This window comes from Herbaspirillum sp. LeCh32-8, from assembly GCF_017814915.1.
GTDB lineage: Bacteria > Pseudomonadota > Gammaproteobacteria > Burkholderiales > Burkholderiaceae_D > Herbaspirillum.
The window spans coordinates 76514-101381 of sequence record NZ_JAGIPZ010000010.1; the positions used below are offsets into that span (position 1 = coordinate 76514).

A 24868-nucleotide genomic window follows, 5' to 3' on the forward strand; every position below is an offset into this window, starting at 1 on the left:
CGGCCTCGCCCCCTCACCTCATCAGGAAATCCCCGAGAGACAGGCAGCGGAGGCTGAATTGCGCAACTGCATTTCCGCACGGTATTTTTTGTTTGCCACTGTGCCGACCTGGCAGCGCACTGGAAAAATTCCCTCTTCCCGCATAAAAAATGCCGACGCAATGCGCCGGCATCTTTTGTGGCCCACTCATCAGGCGGGTCAATGACTGGTCTGCGTGCGCGTCTCGGGAGCGGGTGTCGCGTTCCTTTTATTGGACACGATCAGCAGGATGAAGCCTATCACCTGCAGCGCGAGGATAGGCGTCAGCGCCAGCGCGAAACTGCCTGTCTGTTCCTTGATCACGCCGATCAGGTAGGTGCCGACGAAACCGGCAAGGTTGCCGACGGCGTTGATCTGCGCCAGGCCGGCAGCGGCAGCTGCAGGACCCAGCCGCTCTGTAGAGAGTGCCCAGAAGGGCCCCTTGAACGCGTAAGTGCCGACCAGCGTGAGCACCATGAAGAGCATGGCCGGCGCCAGCTGCTTGGTGAGCATGCCTGCGCCCAGCGCGCAGGCCGACAGCAACAACGGCAGCGCGGTGCTCCAGACGCGTTCACGACGACGGTCCGAGACGCCGCCCCACCAGATCATCATCACGGATGCAATGGCGAAGGGAATGGCGTTGAGCCAGCCGGTCTGGATGGTGCTCAGGCCAAAGCTCTTGATGATCTGCGGCTGCCACAGCGACAAACCGTTGCTGGCTGCCGAGGTGCCGGCATAGACCAGTGACAGCAGCAGCACCTGCGGATGGAAGATGATCTTCCAGGTACGTCCTTCACGCACCGGCGCTGCACCGGCGCCGCTGCGCTGGCGCTCGGCCTCCAGTGTGTTGCTGAGCCATTGCTTTTGCTCGGCGCTCAGCCATTTGGCATCGTTGGGCGAATCCGGCAGCCAGAAGTAGGTGAAGAAGGCCAGCAGCACGGCCGGCGCCGCTTCGATCACGAACAGCCACTGCCAGCCGTACAGGCCGCCGATCCCGTCCATCTGCAGCAAAGCGGCGGAGATGGGTGAGCCGACGAAGCTGGACAGCGGCACCGCGACATAGAACAGGCTGACGATGCGCCCGCGCGTGGCCGCCGGGAACCACTGGGTCAGGTACAGGATGACGCCGGGAAAGAAGCCGGCCTCGGCTGCGCCGAGCAGGAAGCGCACCACATAAAAGGAGTTCGGCCCCGTGACCAGCGCCGTGCAGGCCGAGATGATGCCCCAGCTCAGCATGATGCGGGCGATCCACTTGCGCGCCCCGAACTTCTTCATCGCCAGGTTGCTCGGCACTTCGAATAGGAAGTAGCTGATGAAGAACAGCCCTCCCCCAAGACCGAACACCGCCGGCGTCAGCCCGATGTCCTTGTTCATCTGGAACGCGGCGAAGCCCACGTTGACCCGGTCGATGAACGACACCAGGTAGCAGATCATCAGGAACGGGATCAGTACCCTGGTCACCCGCTTGACCGTTGATGCCCCAATTTCGTCAGCACTCATAGTTATTGTCTCCTCAGCAACAGATATGTTCAGGATTTAAAAATAATTCCACATACATGCTAACGTATACGTTAAAGTATTCGTTAACTTATTTCTTGGCTGATGCACAATTGCGCTTCCTGGTTCTATCAAACATGGTGAGAAATGAGCGCTAACGAGTTGCAACAGACGATGGAAACCGAGGCCCCCAGCGGGCGCATGGCCGATGCCGCCTATGCCACGATCAGGCAGCGGATCCTGGACAACGTCTGGTCCGCCGGTTACCAGGCCACCGAAGCGATGGTGGCCACCGAGCTCGGCATGAGCCGCACGCCGGTGCGCGAAGCGTTGATGAAGCTGCAGCAGGAAGGCCTGATCAAGGTCACGCCGCGCCACGGCATGCGGGTGCTGCCGGTCTCGCCCGAGGACATGGAGCAGATCTACCAGATCCTGACCTCGCTCGAGGCCACGGCGGCCGAGCTGGTCGCCGCGCGCGGCCTGGACGATGCGCAGTTGAAGCCGCTCAGCGACGCCACCACGGCAATGGACGAGGCGCTCAAGGTCGACGACCTGGATGCCTGGGCCGCGGCCGATGAGCAGTTCCACGCTCACCTGCTGACGCTGTGCGGCAACGACATGCTGCGCAACGTGGTGCTGAACTTCTGGGATCGCGCCCACCGCGCCCGCATGGTCACGCTGCGCATCCGGCCCAAGCCGACCCATTCGACCCGCGAGCACATCGAGCTGGTCGCGGCCATCCGGTCGGGCGATGCAAACCTGGCTGGGAGCGTGCAACGCGCCCACCGCAAACGGGCAGGCACCGAACTGCTCAGTCTACTCAACCGGTTAGGGCTCAATCGGCTCTAGCTTTTCGTATGAGAAATCATACGCACTCACTTAGGTATCAACATGTCCCAGACTACCCCGTCGATCTACGATATTGCAGTGCTGCCAGGCGATGGCATTGGCGTTGAAGTGATGCAGGCGTGCGTGGCGCTGCTTGAAGCAGCCCAGCAACTCGACAAAGGCCCGCAGCTCAAGCTCACCCGCTACGACGCCGGCGCCCAGCACTACGCCAAACACGGGGAAGCGCTGCCGGAACGCACGCTCGACGCTGCGCGCTCAGCGCACGCGGTGCTGTTCGGCGCGATGGGATGGCCTAATGTGCGTTATCCGGACGGCACCGAACCGATCCCGCAGCTCGACCTGCGCATGGCATTGGATCTCTACGCCGGCGTGCGCCCGATCCGCTGGTTCCCGGGCCTGCCCAAGGTGCTGACCGACGAGCGCGCCGAGAAGATCGACTTCGTGCTGGTGCGCGAACAGACCGAAGGCCTGTTCTATGCGCGCGGCAAGGGCTCGGTCAACGAGGCCGGCGAATCCTACGACACCATGCAGATCACCCGCCGCGGCACCGACCGCGTGAGCCGCTTCGCCTTCAAGCTGGCCGAGCAGCGCAAGCGCCGCCGCGGCCAGGCCAATGTCACCTGCGTCGACAAGGCCAACGTATTCACCTCGATGGCCTTCTTCCGTGACGTGTTCAACGACGCCGCCAGGGATTTCTCCGGCATCACCTACGATCACGCCTACGTCGACGCCATGGCCCTGACCATGATCAAGAAACCGTGGACGCTGGACGTGATGGTGACCGAGAACATGTTCGGCGACATCCTCTCTGACCTGGCCGCCGGCCTGATCGGCGGCATGGGCATGGCGCCCTCGGCCGACGTCGGCGACCACCACGGCCTGTTCCAGCCGGCGCACGGCACCGCGCCCGACATCGCTGGCCAGGGCAAAGCCAATCCCGGCGCGATGTTCCTGTCGGGCGCCATGATGCTGGACTGGCTGGCCGACCGCCACGACCAGCCCGAGCTGGAAAAGCGCGCGCGCACGATCGAAGCTGCGCTGGAAGCGGTGCTGGGCAGCGGCAAGATCCGTCCGATGGAATACGGCGGCGACGCCGGCACCAAGGCCATGACCGACGCCGTCATCGCCGCACTGCCGGAAGTCGCCGGCAAATAAGCCCGCGGCGCCGGCGACTGGCCGGCGCTGTTCCCCATTCAAGGAAAGCCATCCCGCCATGCTCATCATCGCCGTCACCTTCAAGGTCAAGCAAGACAACGCCGCCGCGTTCCGCGCGGCCATCCTGAAAAACGCCGCCACCTCACTGGCCGAGGAAGCCGGCTGTAATCTCTTCGACGTCTGCGAGAACCAAGAAGGCGTCTTTTACCTCTACGAGCGCTACACCGACGACGAGGCCTTCAACATCCACCTGCGCTCCACGCACTTCGTGGAGTTCGACAAGCTGGTCGCTCCCTGGGTAGAAACCAAGAAGATAGAACGCTACTCGCTGATTTCACCGGTTTGATTCAATCTCCCAATTGAGCAAGCCTTGGTTTGGCCCGGTTGTTTCCAACCGGGCCTTTTTGTTTTGCGGGATGGCGGCAAGAAAACACCAGCCTCAGCGGCGGCGGTACGAAGCGCCGGGCAGTGCGATGCAGACGCGGCCTTTCACGCGCGTCCAACAGCCGATGCCGCTGATGAAAAAATAGCCGCCGACCTGCGTCAGCGGCTATCGGCGCGACGCAATGCGGCCGGCGTCAGAAGGTCTCCCACTCGACGTCGGACGTCGCCTGTGCGCCGGCCGCGGGGAGCGCCCGCCGCGCGGCTGGCAAGGCTGCTTTCGGCACGGTTGTCGATACTGTCGTCGATGCGGTCTTTGCCGCAGCCTTCAGGCGCACCGGATCAGCCCCGGACGCGGCGCTTGCCGACGCCAGGGTCGGCGCCTGCACATGGGCGGCCGACAACTTGAAGACGCTCACCAGACCCGAGAGCTGTTGCGCCTGATCCTGCAGCGATTGCGCGGCGGCGGCGGCCTCTTCGACCAGCGCGGCGTTTTCCTGCGTGCTCTGGTCCATCTGCATGATCGCACGATTAATTTCCTCGATACCGGTGCTCTGCTCCTGGCTGGCGGCGGAAATCTCCGCGACGATGTCGGTCACGCTGCGCACCGCATCCACCACTTCGCGCATCGTGGCGCCGGCGCGGTTCACCAGGGTGCCGCCGACCTCGACCTTGGCCACGGAGTCGTCGATGAGCTGCTTGATTTCCTTGGCGGCGGTGGCCGAGCGCTGGGCCAGCGAACGCACCTCGGACGCCACCACTGCGAAGCCGCGCCCTTGCTCGCCGGCACGCGCGGCCTCCACCGCGGCGTTCAGCGCCAGGATGTTGGTCTGGAACGCGATGCCGTCGATCACGCTGATGATGTCCACAATCTTGCGCGACGATTCATTGATGGACGACATGGTGTCGACCACCTGGCTGACCACGTCGCCGCCCTCCACCGCAACGCGCGAGGCGGTTGCGGCCAGGGCATTGGCCTGGCGCGCGTTGTCGGAGTTCTGCTTGACGGTGCCGGTCATCTGCTCCATCGCGGAGGCGGTTTCCTCCAGCGAGCCGGCCTGTTCCTCCGTGCGCGAGGACAGGTCGAGATTGCCGTGCGTGATCTGGCCCGAGGCGGTGGCGATGGTGTCGGTGCCGGAGCGCACCTGCGCCACGATGCCGTGTAGCGCGTCGTTCATCAGCTTGAGGGCGTCCATCAGCTCGCCGGTTTCATCGCGGCTGTTGGCGCGGATGTCCGTGCGCAGGTCGCCGCCGGCCACGGCGCGCGCGGCCACCACCGCCTGACGCAGCGGGCGCGAGATGGAGCGGGCGACATAGGCGGCCAGGGCGATGCCGGCCAGCATGGCCAGCGCCAGGATCAGGATGATGCCCAGGCGCGCGTCGGCAAAGGTGTCGTCCGCCCCGCGATTGGCCCGCTCGGCGCCTTCTTCATTGATCTTGACCAGCTTTTCCAGATCGGCGGTCAGCTTGAAATAGTTGGCCTGGCCATCTCCGCGAAAGACGCGCTTGGCCTCGTCCAGCGTATGCGCCTGCATGGCCTCGGCGATCATCTTGTGATGCTGCAGCAGCGTTTCCACGTTCTTCTTGAACGTCGGGTAGATCGCCTGCTCGGCCGGCAGGGCGATCTGCGTTTCGTAGGTGGCAAGCGTCTTGTTGAGCACCTTGATGGCGTCCTCGGTGCGCGCATTCACCTTCTTGCCGGCTTCGTCGTCGCCGTCGGTCAGTTGCAGCTGCGCGTCGTTGCTGCGCATGCGGGTCAGCACCAGCTTGAGATCGGCCAGCGTGGCCAGGCGCGGTATCCAATTGCGCGACATGTCGCTGGAGGCGCCGTTGACCGCCTTGAGCTGCACAATGGCAAAGCCGCCCGACAGGGCCATCAATATCAATACGCATGCGAAGGAAATCGCCAGCTTCTTCGCAATCTTCATGTTGTTGAACCAACTCATCATTCCCCCCTTATGTATGTAATGCGACGGCGGGCATACCGCGCCGCCGCTAGGCATGTTGGCGCCAGCACGGATTATTGCATGCATTAACGTATTCATTAAAATTGAATTGGGGCAATAAATCGTTTGCCGTTCGGCTTGACGCGGATACGCAACATCCTGGATGCAAGATGGGGAACAGATCGTCGACACGGCCTTGGCAGGCGCCCGATCCTGCCGACCGGCGGCCGGCGGCGTTGAATTGCGGGCAATACCCGACCGGCCCTGATGCCCCGGAGGCGCTTGTTCCGACAATAAAAAAACCCGCGCAGGCGGGCTTTTCACATTCCGGCGTCATCGCCGATACGACGGTGCGGCGGCGACATAGCGGTCATTCCAGGGGGGCTTGCAGCGGATATGTCGTCCGGCGGCATCACCTCGCTTGCGCAATCAGCCGCCTCCCATCATCAGGTTCTCCAGGGCGAACTTGATCAATTCGGTACGCCCCTCGATGTTCAATTTGCGCTTGATGTTCAGGCAATGCGTCTCGACGGTGCGAACGCTCAGCGCCAGCGTATCGGCGATGCTCTTGTTCGACGCGCCCCTGGCGATCTGTTCCAGTACCTGGCGTTCGCGCGCGGTCAGCGACTCTTCCTTCACGCGCGGCTGCGCGATGATGGGCATCAGGGCGGCGCTGTAATAGATGCCGCCGTTGAGCACCGCCTCGATGGCGCGCACGATGTCGCTTCCCGGCGCATCCTTCAACACGTAGCCGCGGGCGCCGGCGCGCATCGACTGCAGGACGTACTCGGCCTTGTTGTGCATGCTCAGGACCAGTACCGCGATATGGGGAAAGTCGGCCTGGAATTTGCCGGTGAGCTCGATGCCGCTCACCCCGTTCAAGTTGATGTCCATCAGCACCAGATCGATCGGCTGGCGCGCGGCGTGCTGCAGGGCCTCGTCGGCATTGCCGGTCTCGGCGACGACGCACACTCCGGGCATGCTCTCCAGCCGTGCGCGCAAGCCATCCCTGATCATCGGGTGGTCGTCGACGATCATGATGTTTTTGGTTGCCGTCCCTTCAAGCATGCAAAGCCTCCTTTGTCGACAGCGAAACGCGCGCGGTCACCGTAGTGCCGTCCGGGCCGGATGATACGGAAAAACTGCCACCGACGGCGCCCAGCCGTTCGGCCATGTTGCGCAAGCCGATACCCTGCTTGGGATGCTTGGCGATCTGCCCCGGATCGAAGCCGGCGCCGTTGTCACGAACCACCAGCACCAGCCAGCCATGCTCCTCGGCCAGTTCAAGCGACACCGCCGTGGCCTGCGCATGGCGCCAGGTATTGTTCAAGGCCTCCTGCGCCACCCGGAACATGACCGTATTGATCATCGCGGACGCCGGATTTTCCTGCGCCTTACAGCTGAAATCGACCTGCATTTTGCCATGCGCGCCCCATTCGTCGCACAGGAACTGCAGCGCGCTGCCCAGGCCCAGATCATCGAGGATGGCCGGCCGCAGATCATGCGAGATGTGGCGGATTTCGCCCAGCAGGCGGTTCATCTGCTGCACGGTGTGCTCGAACGCCCGGCGCGCGGCTTCGACCTGCTGCGGCGCTTCCAGCTTGATGATGGCGGCTTCGGACTGCAGCTTGATGGACACCAGGTGCTGGCTGATACCGTCATGCAGGTCGCGCGAGACGCGTGCACGCTCTTCTTCCTGCGACAGCACGACGCGCTGGGCCAGCTCCCTCAGCTTGACGTCGGCCACACGCTGCTCGCTGAGATTGAACAGCAGGCCGAGGCTGGCGACGGCCGCCACCGCCAGCAGCGCAATGATGGCGATCATGCGCATGGTGTCGCGATTGTGTCCGGAGACCTGCTCGTCGATCTTGGCCAGGGCCGCGTCCACGTCGTCGAGATAGATGCCGGTGCCGATGATCCAGCCCCATTTGGGCAGTGCGATCACGTAGGCCAGCTTGGGCGCCACCGTGCTGCTGGACGGCTTGCTCCACAGGTAGCGTTCGTAACCGCCGCCGTTGCGGGCGCGGTCGATCAACAGCCGGATGGTCTTGGTGCCGTCGACGTTTTCCCAGTTCCACATGTTTCTTCCGAGCAGCTCGGGCTGGCGCGGATGCACCAGCGTATTGCCGTCGAAGTCGTAGGCGAAGAAATAACCGTCGTCGCCGTAGTCCAGCTGCGCCAGTATCTTCAGCGCTTCGCGCTTGGCGGCCTCGGTGTCGGATCGTGCGTACAGATGCGAGATGGAATGCTCGGCCAGGTCGACGTAGTGGCGCAGCTCCGCGTCCTTGCTGCTCTGGTAGGCCTCCTGGATCGAATGACGCTGCTGGTCGCCGAGTCGGATGGTCTGATGCCAGACGACGACGGCAATCACCGCGAACGAGATCAGCAGCGGCGTGGCTGCGTAGAAAATGATCTTGTGCCTTAGTTTCATTCCAGCAATATCTCCTCTGGCGGACAGGCCGCGCGCACTCCCTGATGCGCCGTCCCGTCAAGCATCCCGCTTGTTTGCCCGCGATTTTATGCCGGATCGCGCATGGCCACCTACGTGTTCCTACGTAGAAGCGCTAAGTGATCCCCCGCTTGTCCGGCAGCGGGGAGTTGCGAATACTACGGCTCATAAAAAAATGCCCAAGAAACGATGCACGCCGCTGTCGCATGTATCCGGAGACATCCTCGCAACACCCCAGCCGCATGCCTTGTCGCGGATGTACTCCAGGCCACCTATCCATTTTCCATAACGACATAGGAGATCTGATGTCCACCGACATTTCATCCGGAAAAGAGGGGCGGAGCTATCTGAAAGCCCTGCTGCTGCTCCCCTTCCTCGCCTTGCTTTGGGTTCCGTTCTACAACGCCGAAACGCCTGAGCTGTTCGGTTTCCCCTTCTTCTACTGGTACCAGCTGCTGTGGGTGCCGCTGACGTCCCTGATTATCTGGATCGTCTACCGCGACGGCCTGAAGAAAGGAGTCGAATAATGGAAACCAACAACATCCACTGGTCGGCCCTCTGGGTCTTCATCTTCTTCTTCGCGCTGGTCACCATCATGGGCTTCTGGGCCTCCAAATGGATGGCCGGCCCCAAGAACAAGGGCGCCCACCTCGATGAATGGGGCCTGGGCGGCCGCAACTTCGGCACCTGGATCACCTGGTTCCTGGTCGGCGGCGACTTCTACACCGCCTACACCGTGATCGCGGTGCCGGCGCTGGTGTATGCGGTCGGCGCCTACGGCTTCTTCGCGCTGCCCTACACCATCCTGGTCTACCCGATCGTGTTCGTGATCATGCCCAAGCTGTGGCACGCCGCCCACAAAGCCGGCCACGTGACTGCGGCCGACGTCGTCTGGGGCCGCTACAAGTCGCGTCCGCTGGAGTTCGCCATCGCGCTGACCGGCGTGGTGGCGACCATGCCCTACATCGCCCTGCAGCTGATCGGCATGGAAGTGGTGATCAAGGCGCTGGGACTGACCGGCGAGCTGCCGCTGCTGGCGGCCTTCGTGATCCTGGCCCTGTACACCTACTCGGCCGGCCTGCGCGCTCCGGCGCTGATCGCCTTCGTCAAGGACATCATGATCTACATCGTGGTGCTGGTGGCGGTGATCGTGGTGCCGGCCAAGCTGGGCGGCTACGGTGCGGTGTTCAGCTCGGCGCGCGAAGCCTTTGCCCTGAAGGGCGGCGCCACCGGCCTGACCTTGAAGCCGACGCAGTTCCTGCCCTTCGCCACCCTGGCGCTGGGCTCGGCGATGGCGGCCTTCATGTATCCGCACACCCTGACCGGCATCTTCGCCGCCAAGGATGCGAACACGATCCGCAAGAACGCCGTGTTCCTGCCGGCCTACACCGTGCTGCTGGGCCTGATCGCGCTGCTGGGCTACATGGCCTACGCTGCGGGCATCAAGGTGCAGACCAACAACGACGTGGTGCCGGCGCTGTTCAACGGCCTGTTCCCGGGCTGGTTCGCAGGCTTCGCCTTCGCCGCGATCGCGATTGGCGCGCTGGTGCCGGCGGCGGTGATGTCGATCGGCGCCTCCAACCTGTTCACCCGCAACTTCTGGAAGCCTTACGTCAACCCCGGCATCAATGCCGAAGGTGAAGCCAAGGTCGCCAAGATCGTGTCGCTGGTGGTCAAGTTCGGCGCGCTGGTGTTCATCCTGTTCCTGCCGACCAAGTTCGCGCTGGACCTGCAGCTGCTGGGTGGCGTGTGGATCCTGCAGACCTTCCCGGCGCTGGTGTTTGGCCTCTTCGTCGGCTGGTTCGGCGCACGTGCGCTGCTGTGCGGCTGGGCGGTGGGCATCATCGGCGGCAGCTGGATGGCGTTTGCCGACGGCATCAAGCCGGTGCACACCTTCGTGGTGGGCGGCGACTCCTACACCATGTACACCGGCCTGATCGCACTGGCCGCCAACATCGTGGTGGCGGTCATCGCCAACCTGGTGCTGGGCCGCGGTTCGCAGCCGGCGCTGAAGCAGTCGTAAGTTTCAGCAGGCATGCAAAAAGCCGTGCCCGCCGGAAGGCCGAGCACGGCTTTTTTTCAAGGCCGGCGCAATGAAAAAAGCGGCCCCTGAAGGGGCCGCTTTCATTTGAGGCTATCGATGAAGATCCGCACTCGACTGCAAACCGCATGCCGTTACGCCGACATGTCACTTCGGATCCGACCCTGCAGCCCAGAGACGATTATTCTTGCTCGAACCATTCAGGCCAGGAGCTGCGGTGCCGTCGTCCTGCTTCGACATGAGGGATCAATCGCTGCGCCAGCACGGGTAAGCGATTCGCTGATTTGGCAATCCGGTATTTGACGATGTGCACGCATTCCCGGTCGCCAAACTCGCAGCGATTGAGCGAGGTGCCGCCGCAAGGACCGTTCGCCAAGCCTTTGGGACATGTCTCCGGACATATGTAGACGGTGTCCTGCAGGCGGCAGCTGCCGCAGGTATCGCAACCGACCAGCGGTCGCTTGACGGCGCGCTCGACGGCGCGCAGTGCGTCCGCCCCCATGCCGGCCTTCCATACCGGCCGCGTTACGCTCCAGCCGAAGGCTCTGCCCAGCCATCCCCTGCGGTTGAACAGCTTCTCATGCACTGCAGAGAGCAGCGTATATCGGAAGCGCTCCCCACGGGTGGCGGCGACGTCTGACTGCCCTCTTTTCCAGCCGCCGGGTCCGGGGGAAAAACACACCCGTACCATCCCTGGCATCTGCCAGCTTGCATGCCATTGCTCCCGCCAATCGGCCAGCGAGCTCACGCTGTCGCGCAGCTCGGCAATCGCTCGCTCCAGCGACAGCAGCTCGTTCAACGTATGCACCCCTGGCATATGTATGCCGGCATAGCCCATCAATTGCAGGCCGACGATCTGCAGCGCCAGGCGTTCCAGGCTGCGCGCGTCGGCATGGGCCGGCGATACCAGCTGCTCCCGGGCCAATAGCTCGCGCATGGATGCGGTGATCACGATGCCCGGCACATCCCGGAGCATGGCCGCACGCTTGCCGGTCAGCCTCATCACGCAGGCCAGCATGGGTTTCATGCGCGCCTGCGCGCGCATCCAGCTCAGCGCTTCCATATGCTTGGCGGCATCGAAGCCCAGTTGCAGGGTAAGGAAATCGGCGCCGGCCAGCAGCTTTTTCTGCGCCTTCAGATACTGGGCGCAGCCTTCTTCCTCGCGGTATTTGAATGGATTCAACGCCGCGCCCAGCAGCCAGTCCGGACCGTGCTCGCGCGCAATTTGCAGCGCGGGCACCGATTCCAGATAACGCACCGGCGCCCGGCCGGGATGATGGCCGGGCAAGCGATCGCCGCTGAGCAGCAGCAGTTGCTTCAGGCCTCGGGCCTTCATCGATGCCATCTGCTGCAACACGTCGGTTCGTTCGCGATCCTTCCCCGAGAAGTGGAGCAAGGAAGAAGCCGGGTCGCCCAACGCCGCTGCGCCTTCCATGGGGCTCATGTCCGAGTGCAGACCGACGCGATCGGAAAAGGACGGCATCAGCGGCCAGCCCGCCAGATACCCGCGCCGGGTGATTTGCGCAAGCGCGGCGACGCGCGATGGGGAATGTTGAGGAATGACTTCCAGCACGCAGACGAACCGACCTTCGTTCAGCGCTTGTTGCAATGGGCTCAAGAACAGCTCGATACCTGACAGATCCGGGGGATGCGCCAGTGGAGGAGACAAATTATCAAACCGCGCCATGCGCGGCGATGTTGCGATACTGCCCTTTGAAGTACAGCAGCGGGCGCAGGTCGACTTCCGGCAGGTCCAGCGCTTTCACCTCGCCGATGACGATCACGTGATCACCCGCGACGTGTTCGGCGTAGATCTCGCAATCCAGCCAATGCATGCTGCCGGCGATGATTGGATTGCCCAGCGGGGACTCCCGCCATTCGATCCCATGCCATTTGTCCGCGCCACGCCGGGCGAACTGGTTGGAAATATCGATCTGCTCATCGGACAGGATGTTGACCGCGAAGCGGCGCGCCTGACGAATCTTTGGATAGCTGGCCGAACCGGACATGACGCTGAATGACACCAGCGGCGGGCTCATCGACACGCTGTAAAACGACTGACAAGTGAAGCCGACCGGCTCGCCATCGATCTGTGAGGTAATCACCGTGATGCCGGAGGCGTAGTGTCCGAGCGCTTCGCGAAAGCGCAACGGCTCGATGGCGATACTGGAATGTGACATGGCAGGTGCCCGGCAGGTGCTCAATAAAATGGCCGTCGCAAACAGCGCGCGACGGCCTTTTCCGTGGATAGAGTTACTTCGCCAGTTCCTGGCGGATGATCTCCGCGCCTGCGCTCAGGGCGTTGAGCTTGCCGCGCGCAACCTCACGCGCCAGAGGCGCCATGCCGCAGTTGGTGCACGGATAGAGCTTGTCGGCATCGACAAACTTCAGCGCCTGGCGCAAGGTGTTGGCGACTTCCTCAGGCGTTTCAATGGTATTGCTTGCCACGTCGATGGCGCCCACCATCACCTTCTTGCCGCGGATCAGTTCGATCAGGTCCATCGGAACGTGCGAGTTGTGGCATTCCAGCGAAACGATGTCGATGCTCGACTTTTGCAGCTTGGGGAAGGCCTCTTCATATTGACGCCATTCCGAGCCCAGGGTCTTCTTCCAATCCGTATTGGCCTTGATGCCATAGCCGTAGCAAATGTGGACGGCGGTCTCGCACTTCAGCCCTTCGATTGCGCGCTCCAGCGTGGCCACTCCCCACTCGTTGACTTCATCGAAGAAAACATTGAACGCGGGTTCGTCGAACTGGATGATGTCGACGCCGGCCGCTTCCAGCTCGCGCGCTTCCTGGTTCAGGATCTTGGCGAATTCCCAGGCCAGCTTTTCACGACTCTTGTAATGATCGTCATACAGGGTGTCGATCATCGTCATGGGGCCCGGTAACGCCCACTTGATCGGCTGATTGGTCTGTTGCCTGAGGAACTTTGCATCCTCGACGAACACCGGCTTGCGACGCGCCACGGCGCCGAACACGGTCGGCACGCTGGCGTCGTAGCGGTCGCGAATGCGCACGGTCTTGCGGTTCTCGAAATCGACGCCTTCCAGGTGCTCGATGAAGGTCGTCACGAAGTGCTGGCGCGTCTGTTCGCCGTCGCTGACGATATCAATGCCGGCGTGCTGCTGCTCTTGCAGCGACAGGCGCAGGGCGTCACGCTTGCCGTCGATCAGTTCCTGGTCTTGCAGCTTCCAGGGGGACCACAGTTTTTCCGGCTCCGCGAGCCAGGAAGGTTTGGGCAGGCTGCCGGCGGTCGAGGTGGGTAACAGTTTTTTCACAATGGATGACCTGGTGTGTTGAATGAATCAGTAAATCAGTGCGCGTAATTGGCGGACCATTGCGCCAGAACCGTCTGGTAAGGTTTGATGAAGTTCTCCTCCACAAACCTGCCCTGTTCCACCGCGAGACGGCTGCGCTCTTCGCGGTCATAGACGATCCGGGTCAATGAATAGTCCTGGTGCTTCAGGCTGGGTTGATAGGATTTTCCCGCCGCTGAATTGGCGTTGTAGATCTCGGGGCGATAGATCTTCTGGAAGGTATCCATCGTGCTGATGGTGCTGATCAGCTCAAGGTTCGTGTAGTCGCCCAGCAAGTCGCCCGAGAAGTAAAAGGCCAGCGGCGCTGCGCTGTTGGGCGGCATGAAATAGCGCACCTTCATGCCCATCTTCTTGAAGTATTCATCGGTCAGGGAATACGCGTCCTGGAGGTATTCCACGCCCAATACAGGATGCCGATTTTCGGTGCGCTGATAGGTCTTGCTGCTCGACACGCTCAGGCAGATGACGGGCGGCTTCTTGAAATGCGCCTTGTATGCGTCCGAGTTCACGAAGGACTTGAACAACTTGCCGTGCAGGTCGCCAAAATCCTCCGGTGCGCTGAAGACCGGCTGGTTCCTGTTGCGTTCCAGCAGGACCACGCTGAAGTCGTAGTCGCGGACGTAGGAGGAGAAATTATTTCCGACAATCCCGGCGATGCGTTCATTGGTGTGGCGATCGATGACGGTGGTTTTCAGGATCTCGATCAACGGCAGCGCGTTGCCGGCGCTCTCGCCATCGACACTCATCTCGACCGACACGATCTCCAGCTGCACGCTGTAACGGTCGCCGGTGGGATTGTCCCAATCGGCCAGGGCATTGAAGCGGTTGTCGATCATCCGGAAGGTGTTGCGCAGGTTTTCCCGGCGGCTCTCTCCTCGCGCCAGATTGGCGAAGTTGGTGGTGATGCGCGTGTTCTCCGAAGGACGATAGTCTTCATCGAAACAAATGCTCTTGATCGCGAAGGTAAATTCTTTGCTCATGATGTTCCGGTATCCCGATGTCTGAAATGAAGCTGCGTTGGCTTCCTGCTTCTTCAGTGCTTCGCCCGTTTGTTGCTTGTCTGTTGCCGGCTTTTTTGTCCGGCGGACTGCGCACTGTCGATATCCGGAGTGAATTTTATGTCGATCCATCCATGAATAAAAATGAATTGATCTCATAAAACCATTAGATTTACTCATGACAAAAATAGATGTGCCGATGCTCGCTCAGGATTGCCCCTCATGCGGAGCCTTGCGCTGCGCGCTGACGACGGCCGTCGGCCTCGACGTTCAGTCGGGCCGGCAGCCAGGTGAGGGAATTATCGCGAGGGGACGAGTTTGCCTGGGCGGCGGGGATTTGCTCGCGTCGGATCGATGCGAGCGGGGAGCGATGAAATGGAGCGTGGGTGAGCGCAGTCTCACTCACCGCAGCGGCAGGAACTGATGAATGCAAGGGCGGCGCTTGCCCGATTTCTCCACGATCGCAGACGGCAAAAGCCTGCCGCCCGGCATCAAACGGCGGCGGGGCTTTTCGCCTGCTCGATGAATGCGCGCAGGTAGTCGGTACCGACGTCCGCTTCTCGCGCGCCCAGGAAGATGTGCTTGGCGATGCCGTTCTTGCCCAGTCGCACCGGCACCACGTCCATCTTGTCTGCATACTCCAGCACCAGCCAGCGCGGCAGCGCCGCCACACCGCGACCGCTGGCGACCATCTGCAGCATGATGTCGGTGGTCTCGATCGGCTTGTGACGCTTGGGCGTGATGCCGGCCGGCGTGAGGAACATGCTGTAGATATCGAGGCGGTCCACCGGCACCGGGTAGGTCACCAACACCTCATTGCTCAGCTGCCTGGGCTTGACGTATTCCTCCTGCGCCAATTTGTGGTTGCCGGCGACGACCAGGACCTGCTCATAATCGAACACCGGCTCGAACACCAGGCCAGGCTTGTCCAGCGGATCGGGAGTCACCAACAGGTCGATCTCGTACCCGAACAACGCGCCGATGCCGCCGAACTGGAATTTCTGCTTCACGTCCACATCCACGTCCGGCCACGCGGCCAGATAAGGCGACACGACCTTCAACAACCATTGGTAACAGGGATGACATTCCATGCCGATGCGCAGCGCGCCGCGCTCGCCCTGGGCGAACTGCTGCAAACGCTCTTCCGCCAGGTTCAGCTGCGGCAGGACCCGGTTGGCCACTGCCAGCAGGTACTGGCCGGCTTGGGTCAGGCGCAGGCTGCGCCCTTCTCTCAACCAGATATCGGTGCCCAGCTGCTGCTCCAGCTTCTTCATGCTGTGGCTCAAGGCCGACTGCGTCACATGCAGCACGCCCGCCGCTGCGGTCAGAGAGCCTTGCTTTTCCACCTCTTGCACGATGGACAGATGAATGCGATCAAGCATGGTAAATGAATGAAATTCATGATTTTTTCACAGAAGACGATTTTACTTCATCGCTGATACGCCCGTAAAAACGCTCCTTATCCAGTCGACGCCGCTCCCGACACGGATCAACGCTGTCTCGACAGTGTCAGCTTATCGTCAGTGGTTTGTCAGTGCATCATGTAAAGATTGCATGACGCAACGATGCTCTGGGAAGCATCCTCATACGCGCTTTTCAAAAAAATCCAACGGCATCCAAAGGGGGAATCTTGGACAAGGGGCACGCGCAATCGATCGATTGGCTGCAGCGGCACTGTGATCTGCTGCATCGGAAAGCGAACGATGTATGGAACGAACTGACCGGCGCCATGGCGCCGGCGATGTCGTCGACGGAGCCCGCCGAGCGGCTGTTCACTCAGCTGCTTGATGCGGAAATCGCGCTGTGCCGGGCCATCGGCCTCAAGGCCCACCTGGAAGGCGAGGACAAATCCCTGCGCTTTGACGATGCCAGCATCGGCGGCCTGTTCGAGCGGGTCCATACGGAAGAGACCGCACTGGTCGACCAGTTTGAACGATGGAAGGGAAAAACGGCGCCGCCTCTGGCCGCCGTTGACCTGGCGCCGTGGCGCGAGGCGATGGCCTCTTACTTTCGCGCTTCGCCCGGAGAGATCTGAAGTACCCTGCCGCGGCAGCGGCCCCACGCATGTCGTCCACCGCCGCTGCCCATCTGACTTACGCCCCCTCACCGCGGCTCACGCCGAGTCAACGCGCGCGTCTTTTCTCGACGCTTGCAAGGCTTATAGCGCGTGATACCCTAGCCGCCAGCGGACGACGAGCACCTCCTCGCTTGTCTGTGAGCCTGACCACGTCGCCCCCTTGCCCAAACGGCAGCGCCCTCCATTCAACGCACACCAGGAAAATCGACATGACCGACCAGGCCCGACATCTCCGCATCGACAATATCGAATTCAACGTCGCCGACATCGCACGCAGCAAGGCGTTCTACGGCAGGGTGTTCGGCTGGAGCTTCGTGGACTACGGCCCCGCCTATACCGAGTTCAGCGACGGCCGCCTGGCGGGCGGCTTCACCACCGGCGAGCCGGTCAGGCCTGGCGGCCCGCTGGTCATCCTGTATGCCGACGATCTTGAGGCCATTCAACGCAAGCTCATCGACGCCGGCGCCGCCATCAGCCGCCAGACCTTCTCTTTCCCGGGCGGCAAACGTTTCCACTTCATCGACCCCGACGGTTATGAATTAGCAGTGTGGTGCGCCGACGCAGCGTAACAAGGCATCAACGACCTCTCGCCAAGTCGAACAGGCAAAACCGACGAGAACGGTTCGGGAGAGGTGGCCCATCTGCGTCCGGGTCAAGGCGCCTTCGGTAATGCGATAATTGTGCCTGGTCATTTTTTCCCATCGCGATGAAAGTGAAAGCCACGTCTCTTGATCTTCTCTGTCCCACCTGCGGCATGACCGTCCTGCAAGTGCACGCCCAGACACGGCCGATACAAGAAAACAAGATCACTTGCCCCGCCTGCAAAGAGCAGACCAGGATCGCCTTGATGCACACAGCTTACGGGTCGACCTTCCAGGCCTATCTGCGGGATTTCAAGAACAAGGGAAAAATCCCTTTGTACGAGCCGCACCTGACGCCGTATGGAAAGTCCCGGCCAACCAAGAGCGATGCAAAGGCAAAGCGCAAGGGTGCGCAGCCAACGTCGGACCACGGCTGAAGCGCCGCCGGTCGGCCTCTTCGCCAGCCCGGACTATCTGGCGCGGCATGGCATGCCGGCTCCCGGCAGCGAATGCGCGGGCCATGAGATCGTGGCCTACAAGCCTTATACAGCGCCTGCGAAGGCGTTTTCGCTGGTGGATGAACCCTGCATGCGAAGGTGCGATTGTGGCGCTGATGAATTCAGGCCTGATGTTGAGACGGGTGGTTGCAGCTGGCCCGGGCATCGGGGAAATGCCCCTGCACGTGGGCGAAGCGATGGACTGGTGCCGATTTGGGCGCAGAAAGTGCGCAAGCCGGATGACGGCGTCTGGCTGGTCATGCATCCGGATCTGCGCGGCACCGCGAGGGCTCGGACCGTCGCAGACTTGCTCGCGACCGCAATTCGTTCCGGCAGAACGGGGACACCCAGCTCCCCATCACTCTCGATTCTCACTCAGTATGGCCGCGCACCGCGCCGCAGAGTCAGTTGGGCGAGCGTATCAATATCGACGGGCTTGACCAGATAATCGTCCACGCCGGCATTGAATGCCTGCTGCTTGTCTTCATCGCCGCTGAATCCCGAACAGGCAAGCAGGTAAATGTCGCGGGTACGTTCATTGCCGCGCAGGGACCGGATCAGCTCATATCCGGTCATGTCCTTCAAACCGATGTCCAGCATCACGGCATCGGGTCTGATCTCCGTTGCGCGGCGAATGGCATCTGCGCCGCTGTAGGCGACATCGGCCTCATGCCCCAACAGTTCCATCAACTCCTTCATGGTGTCGGCGATATCGATGTTGTCATCCACGACAAGGATACGCAGCGGCCCCTGATTGACCGGCGCTTGCCCCGGCGCCGGCGGTGCGTCCTGTGCGCCGTCATTGGCCGAGCTCGCCGCTTGCGGCAACTCGACGCGGAAGCAGCTTCCCTTGTCCAGGCCTTCGCTATGGGCAGTCAGGCTGCCGTCATGCAGCTCAATCAGACTCTTTGCCAACGATAAACCGATACCCAGACCATCCTGCCGGTCATGTCCCAGTACATTGGCCTGCGCGAACATCCCCCAAATCTCCTCCAGTCGCTCCGGTGAAATGCCGATGCCGTTATCGCTGACGGTAATCACGACCCGGCCGTTCTCGCTGTATGCGGCCAATTCGATCAAGCCGCCATCGGCCGTAAATTTGGCGGCGTTATGCAGCAAGTTGATCAAGACCTGGGTCAGCCGTACCTCGTCGCCCATCACAGCCAGGTTTGGATCGGCGCATACGGTTTCCAGTCGTTGGCGCTTGCGCTCCATCAGCTGGCGCGTGGCTTCCAGCGCGCTCTGCACGATATCGCCCACGCTCGTTCGCTTCGATTGCAACGCCAGCTTGTTGTGCGACAGCCGTGAAACATCCAGCAGATCGTCGACCAGCCGCACCATATGGTCGAGATGCCGCGAAATGGTAGAGCGGGCGCGCAGCTCCCAATCGGGCGCATCCGGCGCCCGCGTGTTGAGAATGCCGATGGCATTGCGGATCGGCACCAAAGGGTTGCGCAATTCGTGCGCCAGGATGGCGAGAAACTCATCCTTGCGGCGATCCATCTCGCGCAGTTCGCTCTCCACCTTGGCCAGGCGCAGCAGCGCGTTGACATTGGCGACCAGCTCGGCCGGTTCGATCGGTTCGAACAGATAATTGTCGGCGCCGCCTTCCAACGCCCGGATCTTGTCGGCCACGCCGATGTAGGAGGCCGATGTCTGCAGTACCAGGATGAAGGACGTGGCGGGGTCGGCCTTCAGGCGGGCGCACACTTCCATGCCGTGGATGTCCGGCAGCTTGACGTCGAGCAGGATCAGGTCCGGCCTCAGCTCACGCGCCAGCGCCAGGGCTTCGGTGCCGCTTGCCGCCTCCACCACGCGCATGCCGGCCTTGGTCAGGATACGGGTCTTGGCATAGCGCGCGGCGTCCGTATCGTCGACATTGAGGATCAGTTGTTGCTGGATAGTCATATCGAGGAAGCGATCAATGGTTTAGCCGTTGACCGCGCGCAAAGGCATTTCGTTTCCATCCGGCCCGGCGCCGACCAGCGCGCGCAACGCGCCCAGCAATTCGTCGCGGCTGACCGGCTTGTGGAAATAGGCGTCGGCGCCCAGGCCCATGGCTTTGTTCTTGTCGTCGACATCGGATGCAATGATGACCGGCACGTGGCTGCGCGTTTCATCGTTCTTGATGCTGACCAGCCAATGCCAGGTGTCTTTCTCGCCCAGCAAGATGTCGAGTACGACTGCACGGGGTTCGACATTGCGCCAGAAGGTCTCGGCCTCCGCCAGGGAAGACGCCTGAAGCAGACGGAATTCCGATTGATGCAGATAGCGCTCATAGAGCAGCCGCAGTTCGGCACGGTCTTCTATCACCAGCACCGGCAAGCGGACGTCGTCGCTCTTCTGCGCCGCGAATTGCTCGTAACCGGATGCGGGCGCCTGGAAATGGACGGCCGGAATCACGGCGCTGAAGGTCGATCCTTGGCCGGGCCGACTCTCGACCGCGACTTCGCCCTTGAGCAAGGTAGCAAGCTGGCGGCACAGGGGCAGCCCCAATCCGGTGCCCTTGACATGGCGCTGCAGGTGATTCTCCACCTGGCTGAACTCCTCGAAGATGGTGGCAAGATGCCCTGCGTCTATGCCTATCCCGGTATCGGTGACGGAGAATCTGATCGAACCCGCTTCCGGCACGGGTTCTGCCGTGACCGTGATGCTGCCTCGCTCGGTAAATTTGATCGCGTTGGAGATGAAGTTGCGCAGGATTTGCGACACCTTCCCCTCGTCGTTGTACATTTCGCAATCCTCAGGCGCATGGAAACTCAACTGCAGCCGCTCCGACACCAACAGCGGTCGCAGCATGCCGCGAAGCGCGCTAAACAACTCCGCCACCTGGAAGGTGCTGGGCCGGATTTCCACTTTCCCGGCCTCGATCTTGGCCAGGTCCAGCAGGTCGTTGACCAGCTCGGTCAGCGAGTTGGCGCTGTCAAGGATGAAGCGAACCTGCTTTTCCTGCTCCACGCTCAAGTCGCCGTCGACCCGGTCCAGCAGCAATTTGGCCAACGCCCGCACGGATGACAGCGGGGTGCGGAATTCATGGCTCATGTTGGACAGGAAGCGTGACTTGGCTTCGTCGGCGCGACGCAGGTGATCGGCCTTTTCATCCAGCTCGGCATACAGCGCCACCACGCCGCGGTTGGTGTCTTCCAGCTCCCGCGTCAACTGCAGCAACTCTTCCTGGCGACTCTTCAGTTCGGCCAGGGCCGTCAGCAACTCCTGGTTTTGCTGCTGTGCCTCGGACAGTGCCACATCCATGGTCACCGAGGCCAACGAAGCGCCGACCTCGCCGATGACACGCGGTGTCACCAGCCGCGCCGCCGGCGGCAGGAGCTTTCGCAGCAGGATGGTGGTGCCCTGTCCTGCGGCGGTATGGACCTCGAAGGCATCCATCAGCTTCTTCGCGCCCAGCAGGCCCAGTCCCATGCCGGTGCTGGAACGATAGTGTCCGGCCAGGATCTGGTCGATATCCTGTATTCCCGGCCCCTTGTCACGCACATGCATCAGCAAGGTCTGCGGCGCGGTGCTCCCTTCGATGGCGAAATCAACATGGCCGCTGCCCGCATAACGAAAGACATTACGCGCCAGCTCGGAGATGGTGGTGGCGATGCGCACCTGATCCTGCTGCGCGAAACCGCATAATTCGGCGATGTGGCGCGCACGCTGACGGGCGCTGACGACATCGACTTCGCTGCGAATGGAAACGGTGAGCAAGCGGTGCGTCATGAAGAGGATCCCCTGCGAATGACCAGAACGCTGACATCGTCGCGTCCTCGGTAGAAATCGCGATAAAGCACGCCGGCGATGATCGCCGGATGCGTCTGTTCCAACCCGGGATAGGCATCCAGCGACCAGCGGCTGGTCAAGCCATCCGAATGGAGCACCAGCAGCATGTCGTCGCGCCAGGCGGCGTCGAACTGCTGCGTCTTGCGAATGTTATGGCCGACGATGCCGTTGAGCGAAACCAGGTGACGGCGCTCGCCGCCCACGATGGTGCAAGCCGCGATGTTGCCAATCCCGGCAAACGCCGCCCTGCCGCCGGACGAATCCAGTCGGGCAATGGCCACCGCGGCGCCGCGCGTCTTCTGCAGTACGGTATGCATCCGCAGCGCCAGCTCGGCAGGCGGCAACACGAAAGCCAGCGCCGGCATCAGCGCCACCGCCTCGTCCGAGGCCAGGGCCGCGGCGTCGCCATGCCCCAGGCCATCGCTGATCATGGCGACGACCTCGTTATCGCGCACCGCGGCCCAGCCGGCGTCTCCGCAGCTTTCTTCGCCGGCCAGCGGCACGCACACCAATCCGCATTCCCACCGCTCGCGCGCGCCGGCAACTTCCCAGACCACCGCCCGCAACACGGTGCCATTGCCGGGTAGTGAAAAAATATCGAATGTGTCGGCTTGACGCCGGATGGCGCCAAGCCCGACCCCATAGGTTCCGGCGGTGGAATTGCCGTCGACCATTGATGCACCGGTATCGGCCATGCCGGCGCCCTCGTCAAGGGCGAGCAGCTCGATGCCTCGCGCCGTGCTGCCGTCCGCGCCCTCTCCTTTCAGGGTGCGCAACAGGATCTGGCCGTGACCGGCATGTTTAAGCACGTTGGTGGCCGCTTCCGTCACCACCAGCGCCAAGCGCCCCGAAACCTCCTCGGGAAAGGCGATCTGCCGCGCCAGATCGGTCGCAGCACGCCGCGCCGCGGCCACATCGGCGGCCTCGCTGATGGCGACGATCTCCTCGGTGCGAGAAGCCGTCAGAACATTTTCCATTTGATGATGGTGACTTGTGTACCCGCGCCCGGCGCGGTGTTGATGTCGAATTCGTCTGCCAGACGCTTGGCGCCCGAGAGCCCCAGGCCGAGGCCGCCGCCGGTGGTGTAGCCGTCCGTCAGCGCCAGTTCGATATTCTCGATGCCCGGCCCCTGATCCGCGAACACCAGCCGGATGCCGCGCTTGACGCCGTTGTGCATTTCGCTCACGTGCGCCTCGCCGCCACCGCCATAGCGAAGAGTGTTACGCGCCAGTTCACTGGCGGCGGTCACCATCTTGGTTTGTTCGACCAGGGAAAAACCCATCCGCACCAAGTGGTCACGTACCAGCTTGCGCAGACGAACCACATCCTCATCGGAGCCCAGCGATTGCGTCAGCAGGCCCTGTTCATCCACCGCGCACCCCGCGCGATCGCTCAAGGCGTCCCATCACTCAATCTCCAGCTCAAGCAGCTTGACGCCACGCTCGACATTGAGCGCAGTCTTGACGCCCTCCAGCGTCAGGCCCAGCTCGACCAGCGTGATGGCCACGGCCGGCTGCATGCCGACCACCACCGTCTTGGCATCGAGCACGCGCGCCATCGACGCGGTATTGCTGATCATGCGGCCGATGAAGGAGTCCACCACATCCAGGGCCGAGATATCGATCAATACGCCGCGCGCGCGGTCGCTGACAATGCGCGCGGTAAGATCGTCCTGCAGCGTCATGGCCAGCCGGTCATGCATATCGACCTGGATGGTCACCAGCAACAGCCGGCCCATGCGCAAAATTGGAATGCGCTCCATCGCTTACTCCGCGGCGGATTGGACGGTAACGCGGGATCCGGTCTTTTTCAGCGCCACCATGAAGGCGTCGGCCAGCGTAGCCTTGGTGATGACGTCTTCCAGGTTCACGCCCAGATGCACGATGGTTTGCGCAATCTGCGGGCGAATGCCGCTGATGATGCAGTCGGCGCCCATCAGGCGCGCCGCCGCAATGGTCTTGAGCAAGTGTTGCGCGACCAGCGTATCGACGGTGGGCACGCCGGTAATGTCGATGATGGCAATCATGGCGCCGGTCTCGACGATCTTTTGCAGCAGGCTTTCCATCACCACTTGCGTACGCGAGCTGTCCAGCGTTCCGATCAGCGGAAGCGCCAGCACGTTTTGCCACAGCTGCACCACCGGCGTGGACAACTCCAGCAATTCCTGCTGCTGGCGCAGGATGACCTGCTCGCGCGCCTTCTGGTGCACCTCGATGGTGTACAGGCCGAGCTTGTCGAACAGCGTGCTGGTGCTGGCGATCTCCAGGGCCAGTTGCTCCGGCTGCGCCGCCATGGCGATGCGCAGATGCTCGTACAACGGCTCCTTGAGGGCAAACACGAAGGTGGCCGTATCCAGCGAGGAAAAACCTTGCAGCGCACGCGTGCGCGACACCTCGCCCAGCAGATGGCGCATATCGGCCCAGTCGGCGGAATCGGTGTCGCCGCCGGCGCCGGTTTCCAGCGTCTTGATCAGGATTTGCAGGAATTGCTCGGCCTGACGGCGAATTTCGAATTCACCGCCTTTTTCCTTGCGGCCCAGTTTTGAAGTCAGCGTCTTGAGCCAGTTATCCAGCAGGGATTGCTGATGTTGGTTCAGGGTCGCTGCCAGTTGTTCGCTTCGCGCTGATGTCATTTTTTTCTTGTGTCCTTAGCAGAGCTAACCCCGGCTGCCTGTCGGCCGGCCGGGGCGTCGTAATGAGGGTGCAGGATGAGCGCGACCAGATTCCCCCCAGCCGCGCCGAGGGCCATTCTAGAAGGGGGCCGGACTTGCGCCTGTCGGAAACCGGCGCGAGCGCGTGTAGGAATTCATAACCCTCCTGCAATATTTCTCGCATTGCGAGATCAATGGAGCACCTTCCTCCCGGCGGCGGGGCTTCGCCGTAGAATCCGACTCGCCTATAATTCGGCTGTGTGTATTTGTGAATTTGAGCCATCACCATGATTTTTCGCTATGAAATCAAAGGGAATGCGTCAGCCTTCACCTTCGGGGTGTGGTGCTGCATGAACGGTGGTTCATGGATCGTCAGCGGCGTTGAAATTCGTCACGACACGATAGGCTCGCTCTTTCCCAAACGCTCGCTTCCCGGCCTGTTCGACTCCAAAGCGCTCGCATTGGCGCGCGGCATTCGTTGGTGCGAGAGCGTTGCGCACCAGCTGCTGGACGCGGAAGTGCCCGACGTGCCGGCGGAGATGGTCCGCCCCATCCGGCATTTCCTGCGCCCGGCGCTCTGATAACCGTCCTGCCTTGCGTTCACTGCAGCTGAAGCGCTGCAGATATG

The 24868-nt window shown here is 62.1% G+C and carries 24 protein-coding genes; 9 read left to right on the top strand and 15 right to left on the bottom strand.

Annotated elements, in window-relative coordinates:
- Nucleotides 1–198 precede the first annotated feature (198 nt).
- Entirely contained in the window at nucleotides 199–1518 is a 1320-nt protein-coding gene (locus J8I26_RS17020; RefSeq protein WP_209608293.1) for an MFS transporter, read from the bottom strand.
- Nucleotides 1519–1662: 144 nt separating this feature from the next.
- On the opposite strand from J8I26_RS17020, the gene J8I26_RS17025 reads away from it, so the two are divergent.
- The 3 genes from J8I26_RS17025 to J8I26_RS17035 are packed head-to-tail and all read left to right on the top strand — an operon-like array spanning nucleotide 1663 to nucleotide 3865.
- Nucleotides 1663–2364 (top strand): GntR family transcriptional regulator, encoded by a 702-nt coding sequence (locus tag J8I26_RS17025; protein WP_245200383.1) that lies wholly within the window; start codon nucleotides 1663–1665, stop codon nucleotides 2362–2364.
- A 42-nt stretch (nucleotides 2365–2406) separates the two neighbouring features.
- On the top strand, nucleotides 2407–3519 hold the full coding sequence (locus J8I26_RS17030; protein ID WP_209608294.1) for an isocitrate/isopropylmalate dehydrogenase family protein: 1113 nt from the start codon (nucleotides 2407–2409) through the stop codon (nucleotides 3517–3519).
- Between the two features lie 58 nt (nucleotides 3520–3577).
- Nucleotides 3578–3865 (top strand): putative quinol monooxygenase, encoded by a 288-nt coding sequence (locus tag J8I26_RS17035; RefSeq protein WP_209608295.1) that lies wholly within the window; start codon nucleotides 3578–3580, stop codon nucleotides 3863–3865.
- 232 nt (nucleotides 3866–4097) lie between these two features.
- Here J8I26_RS17035 and J8I26_RS17040 read toward each other — a convergent pair whose 3' ends face one another.
- The 3 genes from J8I26_RS17040 to J8I26_RS17050 all read right to left on the bottom strand — a co-directional run bounded on the left by J8I26_RS17040 (nucleotide 4098) and on the right by J8I26_RS17050 (nucleotide 8277).
- A complete protein-coding gene (locus J8I26_RS17040) occupies nucleotides 4098–5846 on the bottom strand; it encodes a methyl-accepting chemotaxis protein (protein WP_209608296.1) in 1749 nt (582 codons plus the stop codon).
- Nucleotides 5847–6275: 429 nt separating this feature from the next.
- Nucleotides 6276–6914 carry a response regulator transcription factor gene (locus tag J8I26_RS17045; protein WP_209608297.1) on the bottom strand — a complete coding sequence of 213 codons (639 nt, stop codon included), beginning with the start codon at nucleotides 6912–6914 and terminating at the stop codon, nucleotides 6276–6278.
- The gene (locus J8I26_RS17050; protein WP_209608298.1) at nucleotides 6907–8277 is read right to left on the bottom strand and encodes a cache domain-containing protein; all 1371 of its coding nucleotides are present in this window, start codon (nucleotides 8275–8277) and stop codon (nucleotides 6907–6909) included. Before J8I26_RS17050 ends, J8I26_RS17045 begins: the two co-directional genes overlap by 8 nt.
- A gap of 365 nt (nucleotides 8278–8642) precedes the next feature.
- On the opposite strand from J8I26_RS17050, the gene J8I26_RS17055 reads away from it, so the two are divergent.
- Nucleotides 8643–8822: a DUF3311 domain-containing protein gene (locus J8I26_RS17055; protein WP_209608400.1), complete on the top strand. Its 180-nt coding sequence runs from the start codon at nucleotides 8643–8645 to the stop codon at nucleotides 8820–8822.
- Complete coding sequence (locus tag J8I26_RS17060; RefSeq protein ID WP_209608299.1) at nucleotides 8822–10318, top strand: sodium:solute symporter family protein; 1497 nt, start codon at nucleotides 8822–8824, stop codon at nucleotides 10316–10318. The genes J8I26_RS17055 and J8I26_RS17060 overlap by 1 nt, the downstream gene beginning before the upstream one ends.
- A 199-nt stretch (nucleotides 10319–10517) precedes the next feature.
- On the opposite strand, the gene J8I26_RS17065 is transcribed toward J8I26_RS17060, so the two are convergent.
- The 5 genes from J8I26_RS17065 to J8I26_RS17085 form a co-directional block, all read right to left on the bottom strand.
- Nucleotides 10518–11954, bottom strand: coding sequence for a methylenetetrahydrofolate reductase C-terminal domain-containing protein (locus J8I26_RS17065; protein ID WP_245200384.1), 1437 nt, complete (start codon nucleotides 11952–11954; stop codon nucleotides 10518–10520).
- Between the two features lie 55 nt (nucleotides 11955–12009).
- Entirely contained in the window at nucleotides 12010–12540 is a 531-nt protein-coding gene (locus tag J8I26_RS17070; protein ID WP_245200385.1) for a flavin reductase family protein, read from the bottom strand.
- 49 nt (nucleotides 12541–12589) lie between these two features.
- The gene (locus J8I26_RS17075) at nucleotides 12590–13618 is read right to left on the bottom strand and encodes a methionine synthase (RefSeq protein ID WP_209608300.1); all 1029 of its coding nucleotides are present in this window, start codon (nucleotides 13616–13618) and stop codon (nucleotides 12590–12592) included.
- A 35-nt stretch (nucleotides 13619–13653) separates the two neighbouring features.
- Nucleotides 13654–14637, bottom strand: coding sequence for a DUF1852 domain-containing protein (locus J8I26_RS17080; RefSeq protein ID WP_209608301.1), 984 nt, complete (start codon nucleotides 14635–14637; stop codon nucleotides 13654–13656).
- 509 nt (nucleotides 14638–15146) lie between these two features.
- A complete protein-coding gene (locus J8I26_RS17085) occupies nucleotides 15147–16037 on the bottom strand; it encodes a LysR family transcriptional regulator (protein ID WP_209608302.1) in 891 nt (296 codons plus the stop codon).
- A gap of 248 nt (nucleotides 16038–16285) precedes the next feature.
- Between J8I26_RS17085 and J8I26_RS17090 the strand changes: the two genes are divergently transcribed.
- The 3 genes from J8I26_RS17090 to J8I26_RS17100 all read left to right on the top strand — a co-directional run bounded on the left by J8I26_RS17090 (nucleotide 16286) and on the right by J8I26_RS17100 (nucleotide 17750).
- Nucleotides 16286–16690 carry a hypothetical protein gene (locus J8I26_RS17090; RefSeq protein ID WP_209608303.1) on the top strand — a complete coding sequence of 135 codons (405 nt, stop codon included), beginning with the start codon at nucleotides 16286–16288 and terminating at the stop codon, nucleotides 16688–16690.
- Between the two features lie 251 nt (nucleotides 16691–16941).
- Entirely contained in the window at nucleotides 16942–17301 is a 360-nt protein-coding gene (locus J8I26_RS17095; RefSeq protein ID WP_209608304.1) for a VOC family protein, read from the top strand.
- Between the two features lie 185 nt (nucleotides 17302–17486).
- On the top strand, nucleotides 17487–17750 hold the full coding sequence (locus J8I26_RS17100) for a hypothetical protein (protein WP_209608305.1): 264 nt from the start codon (nucleotides 17487–17489) through the stop codon (nucleotides 17748–17750).
- A gap of 435 nt (nucleotides 17751–18185) precedes the next feature.
- Here J8I26_RS17100 and J8I26_RS17105 read toward each other — a convergent pair whose 3' ends face one another.
- Genes J8I26_RS17105 through J8I26_RS17130 form a run of 6 tightly spaced genes read right to left on the bottom strand, consistent with a single transcriptional unit; the run spans nucleotide 18186 to nucleotide 24222 of the window.
- Complete coding sequence (locus J8I26_RS17105) at nucleotides 18186–19718, bottom strand: response regulator (protein ID WP_209608306.1); 1533 nt, start codon at nucleotides 19716–19718, stop codon at nucleotides 18186–18188.
- Nucleotides 19719–19739: 21 nt separating this feature from the next.
- Nucleotides 19740–21530 carry an ATP-binding protein gene (locus J8I26_RS17110; RefSeq protein WP_209608307.1) on the bottom strand — a complete coding sequence of 597 codons (1791 nt, stop codon included), beginning with the start codon at nucleotides 21528–21530 and terminating at the stop codon, nucleotides 19740–19742.
- Nucleotides 21527–22567, bottom strand: a complete 1041-nt coding sequence (locus tag J8I26_RS17115) for an ATP-binding protein (protein ID WP_209608308.1) — start codon at nucleotides 22565–22567, stop codon at nucleotides 21527–21529. The genes J8I26_RS17110 and J8I26_RS17115 overlap by 4 nt, the downstream gene beginning before the upstream one ends.
- Entirely contained in the window at nucleotides 22552–22986 is a 435-nt protein-coding gene (locus J8I26_RS17120; RefSeq protein WP_245200386.1) for an ATP-binding protein, read from the bottom strand. Before J8I26_RS17120 ends, J8I26_RS17115 begins: the two co-directional genes overlap by 16 nt.
- 9 nt (nucleotides 22987–22995) lie before the next feature.
- On the bottom strand, nucleotides 22996–23352 hold the full coding sequence (locus tag J8I26_RS17125) for an STAS domain-containing protein (RefSeq protein ID WP_209608309.1): 357 nt from the start codon (nucleotides 23350–23352) through the stop codon (nucleotides 22996–22998).
- 3 nt (nucleotides 23353–23355) lie between these two features.
- Nucleotides 23356–24222 (bottom strand): STAS domain-containing protein, encoded by an 867-nt coding sequence (locus J8I26_RS17130; protein WP_209608310.1) that lies wholly within the window; start codon nucleotides 24220–24222, stop codon nucleotides 23356–23358.
- Nucleotides 24223–24527: 305 nt separating this feature from the next.
- Here J8I26_RS17130 and J8I26_RS17135 point away from each other — a divergent pair, with 305 nt between their 5' ends.
- A complete protein-coding gene (locus tag J8I26_RS17135; protein ID WP_209608311.1) occupies nucleotides 24528–24821 on the top strand; it encodes a hypothetical protein in 294 nt (97 codons plus the stop codon).
- The last annotated feature ends 47 nt before the right edge of the window (nucleotides 24822–24868 follow it).

Bases quoted from the DNA above. Each gene is read 5' to 3' on its own strand.
- J8I26_RS17130 (WP_209608310.1), bottom strand. From the start codon at position 24,222: ATGACATCAGCGCGAAGCGAACAACTGGCAGCGACCCTGAACCAACAT.
- J8I26_RS17115 (WP_209608308.1), bottom strand. From the start codon at position 22,567: ATGGAAAATGTTCTGACGGCTTCTCGCACCGAGGAGATCGTCGCCATC.
- J8I26_RS17085 (WP_209608302.1), bottom strand. From the start codon at position 16,037: ATGCTTGATCGCATTCATCTGTCCATCGTGCAAGAGGTGGAAAAGCAA.
- J8I26_RS17045 (WP_209608297.1), bottom strand. From the start codon at position 6,914: ATGCTTGAAGGGACGGCAACCAAAAACATCATGATCGTCGACGACCAC.
- J8I26_RS17030 (WP_209608294.1), top strand. From the start codon at position 2,407: ATGTCCCAGACTACCCCGTCGATCTACGATATTGCAGTGCTGCCAGGC.
- J8I26_RS17110 (WP_209608307.1), bottom strand. From the start codon at position 21,530: ATGACGCACCGCTTGCTCACCGTTTCCATTCGCAGCGAAGTCGATGTC.
- J8I26_RS17060 (WP_209608299.1), top strand. From the start codon at position 8,822: ATGGAAACCAACAACATCCACTGGTCGGCCCTCTGGGTCTTCATCTTC.
- J8I26_RS17095 (WP_209608304.1), top strand. From the start codon at position 16,942: ATGACCGACCAGGCCCGACATCTCCGCATCGACAATATCGAATTCAAC.
- J8I26_RS17040 (WP_209608296.1), bottom strand. From the start codon at position 5,846: ATGAGTTGGTTCAACAACATGAAGATTGCGAAGAAGCTGGCGATTTCC.
- J8I26_RS17020 (WP_209608293.1), bottom strand. From the start codon at position 1,518: ATGAGTGCTGACGAAATTGGGGCATCAACGGTCAAGCGGGTGACCAGG.
- J8I26_RS17035 (WP_209608295.1), top strand. From the start codon at position 3,578: ATGCTCATCATCGCCGTCACCTTCAAGGTCAAGCAAGACAACGCCGCC.
- J8I26_RS17125 (WP_209608309.1), bottom strand. From the start codon at position 23,352: ATGGAGCGCATTCCAATTTTGCGCATGGGCCGGCTGTTGCTGGTGACC.
- J8I26_RS17100 (WP_209608305.1), top strand. From the start codon at position 17,487: ATGACCGTCCTGCAAGTGCACGCCCAGACACGGCCGATACAAGAAAAC.
- J8I26_RS17025 (WP_245200383.1), top strand. From the start codon at position 1,663: ATGAGCGCTAACGAGTTGCAACAGACGATGGAAACCGAGGCCCCCAGC.
- J8I26_RS17135 (WP_209608311.1), top strand. From the start codon at position 24,528: ATGATTTTTCGCTATGAAATCAAAGGGAATGCGTCAGCCTTCACCTTC.
- J8I26_RS17080 (WP_209608301.1), bottom strand. From the start codon at position 14,637: ATGAGCAAAGAATTTACCTTCGCGATCAAGAGCATTTGTTTCGATGAA.
- J8I26_RS17050 (WP_209608298.1), bottom strand. From the start codon at position 8,277: ATGAAACTAAGGCACAAGATCATTTTCTACGCAGCCACGCCGCTGCTG.
- J8I26_RS17105 (WP_209608306.1), bottom strand. From the start codon at position 19,718: ATGACTATCCAGCAACAACTGATCCTCAATGTCGACGATACGGACGCC.